This window comes from Amycolatopsis acididurans (assembly GCF_012328925.1).
GTDB classification, from domain to species: Bacteria; Actinomycetota; Actinomycetes; order Mycobacteriales; family Pseudonocardiaceae; genus Amycolatopsis_E; species Amycolatopsis_E acididurans.
On the sequence record NZ_JAAXLS010000104.1, the window covers coordinates 1 to 3,395 of the forward strand.

2 rRNA genes are annotated in these 3,395 nt (G+C 56.6%); both read left to right on the top strand.

From position 1 onward, the window contains the following. Positions 1–87: 87 nt before the first annotated feature. Positions 88–3,190, top strand: a 23S ribosomal RNA gene (locus HFP15_RS41990). A gap of 88 nt (positions 3,191–3,278) precedes the next feature. Continuing rightward, positions 3,279–3,395: ribosomal RNA gene (gene rrf, locus HFP15_RS41995) — 5S ribosomal RNA — on the top strand.

Below are 3,395 nucleotides of genomic sequence, written 5' to 3' on the forward strand. Positions count from 1 at the left end.
GTGTTTGCTGGCATGCTGTTGGGTCCTGAGGCAACACGCCTCTGGTGTGGTGTTTGAGAACTGTAGAGTGGATGCGAGCATCTTTGTGGTCAAGTTGTGATGGGCGCATGGTGGATGTCTTGGCATCAGGGGCCGATGAAGGACGTGGGAGGCTGCGATAAGCCTCGGGGAGCTGTCAACCGAGCTGTGATCCGAGGGTGTCCGAATGGGGAAACCCAGCACCAGTGATGTGGTGTTACCCCTGCCTGAATGTATAGGGCAGGTGGAGGGAACGCGGGGAAGTGAAACATCTCAGTACCCGTAGGAAGAGAAAACAAGTGTGATTCCGTGAGTAGTGGCGAGCGAAAGCGGAGGAGGCTAAACCGGATGCATGTGATACCTGTCAGGGGTTGTGTGTTCGGGGTTGTGAGACCTGCCTTCCAGAATCTGACAGTTCTGGCATGATGCTGCACAGTTAGCAGAACGCGTTGGGATGCGCGACCGGAGTGGGTGAGAGTCCTGTATGCGAAAGCTGTGTTGGTGTGGTGTGGTGGTGTTCTCGAGTAGCAGCGAGCTCGTGGAATTTGCTGTGAATCTGCCGGGACCACTCGGTAAGCCTAAATACTTCCTGGTGACCGATAGCGGACTAGTACCGTGAGGGAAAGATGAAAAGTACCCCGGGAGGGGAGTGAAAGAGTACCTGAAACCGTGTGCCTACAAGCCGTCAGAGCCGAGCTGCCCTTTTGGGGTGGTGGTGATGGCGTGCCTTTTGAAGAATGAGCCTGCGAGTTAGTGCTGCGTGGCGAGGTTAACCCGTGTGGGGTAGCCGTAGCGAAAGCGAGTCTGAAGAGGGCGATGGAGTCGCGTGGTCTAGACCCGAAGCGGAGTGATCTACCCATGGCCAGGCTGAAGCGCCGGTAAGACGGTGTGGAGGGCCGAACCCACCAGGGTTGAAAACCTGGGGGATGAGTTGTGGGTAGGGGTGAAAGGCCAATCAAACTCCGTGATAGCTGGTTCTCCCCGAAATGCATTTAGGTGCAGCGTCGTGTGTTTCTCACCTGGGGTAGAGCTACTGGGTGGCCTAGGGGCCTTACCGGGTTACCGAAGTCAACCAAACTCCGAATACGGGTGAGTGAGAGCGCGGCAGTGAGACGGCGGGGGATAAGCTTCGTCGTCGAGAGGGAAACAGCCCAGAACACCGGCTAAGGCCCCGAAGTGTGTGCTCAGTGGGAAAGGATGTGGGATTGCCCAGACAACCAGGAGGTTGGCTTAGAAGCAGCCACCCTTGAAAGAGTGCGTAATAGCTCACTGGTCAAGTGGTCCTGCGCCGACAATGTAGCGGGGCTTAAGCACACCGCCGAAGCCGTGTCACTACACCTTTGGTCTAACGACTGGTGTGGTGGGTAGGGGAGCGTCCTGCGCCCGGTGAAGCCTCAGTGGAAACTAGGGGTGGAGGGTGTGGGAGTGAGAATGCAGGCATGAGTAGCGAATGCAGAGTGAGAACCTCTGCCGCCGGATGACCAAGGGTTCCTGGGTCAAGTTAATCTGCCCAGGGTGAGTCGGGACCTAAGGCGAGGCCGACAGGCGTAGTCGATGGACAACGGGTTGATATTCCCGTACCCGCGTATGTTCGTCCCTGATGAGGCGCATGATACTAACCACCCGAAGCTGCGAGGTTCTTCGGAACTGAGTGGTGGAGCGTGGGGCCTGAGTGTGTAGTAGTCAAGCGATGGGGTGACGCAGGAAGGTAGCTCCGCCAGTGAGTGGTTGTACTGGTGTAAGCGTGTAGGCCGAGTGGTAGGTAAATCCGCCGCTCAGACAGGCTGAGACGTGATGCGTAGCCGTTGAGGTGAAGTAGGGTGATCCTATGCTGCCGAGAAAAGCCTCTAGCGAGAACATGTGCGGCCCGTACCCCAAACCGACACAGGTGGTCAGGTAGAGAATACTAAGGCGATCGGGTGAACTGTGGTTAAGGAACTCGGCAAAATGCCCCCGTAACTTCGGGAGAAGGGGGGCCAAGGCTCTTGAAGCCCTTCGCGGGCTAGGGAGCAGTGGCCGCAGAGACCAGCGGAAAGCGACTGTTTACTAAAAACACAGGTCCATGCGAAGAAGTAATTCGAGGTATATGGACTGACGCCTGCCCGGTGCTGGAACGTTAAGAGGACCGGTTAACCCTTTCGGGGGTGAAGCTGAGAATTTAAGCGCCAGTAAACGGCGGTGGTAACTATAACCATCCTAAGGTAGCGAAATTCCTTGTCGGGTAAGTTCCGACCTGCACGAATGGCGTAACGACTTTCCGGCTGTCTCAACCACAGGCCCGGCGAAATTGCATTACGAGTAAAGATGCTCGTTACGCGCGGCAGGACGGAAAGACCCCGGGACCTTTACTATAGCTTGGTATTGGTTTTCGGTTCGGCTTGTGTAGGATAGGTGGGAAACTGTGAAGCGGGGACGCTAGTTCTCGTGGAGTTGTTGTTGAAATACCACTCTGGTCGGATTGGGAATCTAACCTCGGACCGTGAGCCGGTTCAGGGACAGTGCCTGGTGGGTAGTTTAACTGGGGCGGTTGCCTCCCAAAGAGTAACGGAGGCGCCCAAAGGTTCCCTCAGCCTGGTTGGCAATCAGGTGTTGAGTGTAAGTGCACAAGGGAGCTTGACTGTGAGACTGACAGGTCGAGCAGGGACGAAAGTCGGGACTAGTGATCCGGCACCGCCTGGTGGAAGGGGTGTCGCTCAACGGATAAAAGGTACCCCGGGGATAACAGGCTGATCTTGCCCAAGAGTCCATATCGACGGCATGGTTTGGCACCTCGATGTCGGCTCGTCGCATCCTGGGGCTGGAGTAGGTCCCAAGGGTTGGGCTGTTCGCCCATTAAAGCGGCACGCGAGCTGGGTTTAGAACGTCGTGAGACAGTTCGGTCCCTATCCGCCGCGCGCGTAGGAGACTTGAGGAAGGCTGTCCCTAGTACGAGAGGACCGGGACGGACGAACCTCTGGTATGCCAGTTGTTCCGCCAGGGGCATGGCTGGTTAGCTACGTTCGGAAGGGATAACCGCTGAAGGCATCTAAGCGGGAAGCCTGTTCCAAGATGAGGTCTCCCACCCTTGATGGGTTAAGGCCCCCTAGAGACGATGGGGTTGATAGGCCAGAAATGGACGCACAGTAATGTGTTTTCGAGTTGACTGGTACTAATAGGCCGAGGACTTACCCACAAAGATGTTACGCATCCACTCTACGGTATCTGAAACACCACACCGGAACCCCCGGATTAATGATGGGGGTGGTGTTGTTTCGGAGTGTTTCGGTGGTTATGGCGGTGGGGAAACGCCCGGTCCCATTCCGAACCCGGAAGCTAAGCCTGCCAGCGCCGATGGTACTGCACCCGCCAGGGTGTGGGAGAGTAGGACACCGCCGAAC